1 protein-coding gene is annotated in these 735 nt (G+C 68.7%); it reads left to right on the top strand.

Annotation, left to right across the window (positions count from 1 at the left end; all coding sequences use genetic code 11):
- Window positions 1-735, top strand: a 735-nt coding sequence (locus tag A7V84_RS10860) for a methyl-accepting chemotaxis protein (protein ID WP_235815952.1), incomplete at both ends; no start/stop codon positions are given.

The raw sequence follows: 735 nt of genomic DNA, 5'->3' as shown, positions 1-735 counted from the left end.
TCGGTGCGTCGGGGCGTGGACGAGATCAACGTCGGCGCGCGCGAGATCGCGGCGGGCAACACCGATCTGTCCAGCCGCACCGAAGAGCAGGCCGCCTCGCTGGAGGAAACCGCCGCCTCGATGGAGGAGCTGGCCTCGACGGTCAAGCAGAACGCCGACAACGCGCGCCAGGCCAATCAACTGGCGGCCAGCGCCTCGGATGTGGCCGAGCGTGGCGGCGTGGCGGTGTCGGAGGTGGTGAACACCATGGAAGACATCTCGGCCAGTTCGCGCAAGATTTCCGAGATTGTGTCGGTGATCGACGGGATTGCGTTCCAGACCAACATTCTGGCGCTGAACGCGGCGGTGGAAGCCGCGCGCGCCGGCGAGCAGGGCAAGGGTTTTGCGGTGGTGGCCGGCGAAGTGCGTTCGCTGGCCCAGCGCAGCGCGCAGGCGGCCAAGGAGATCAAGGGCTTGATCGAGGATTCGGTCGGCAAGGTGGCGGCCGGCTCGCAGCAGGTGGGCCGTGCGGGGGCGACCATGCAGGAGATCGTGGTGTCGGTCAAGCGCGTGACGGACATCATGGGCGAGATTTCGGCGGCCTCGCAGGAGCAGTCCAGCGGGATCGAGCAGGTCAACCGTGCGGTGTCGCAGATGGACGAGGTGACGCAGCAGAACGCCGCCCTGGTCGAGCAGGCGGCCGCGGCCGCCGCCGCCCTGCAGGAGCAATCCCAGCAACTGGCCGAGGCGGTGGCG

It is taken from the genome of Bordetella trematum, from assembly GCF_900078335.1.
Lineage (GTDB): Bacteria > Pseudomonadota > Gammaproteobacteria > Burkholderiales > Burkholderiaceae_B > Bordetella > Bordetella trematum.
The sequence above is the reverse complement of the archived record's forward strand: the minus strand, read 5'-3'. Positions and strand labels throughout refer to the sequence as shown.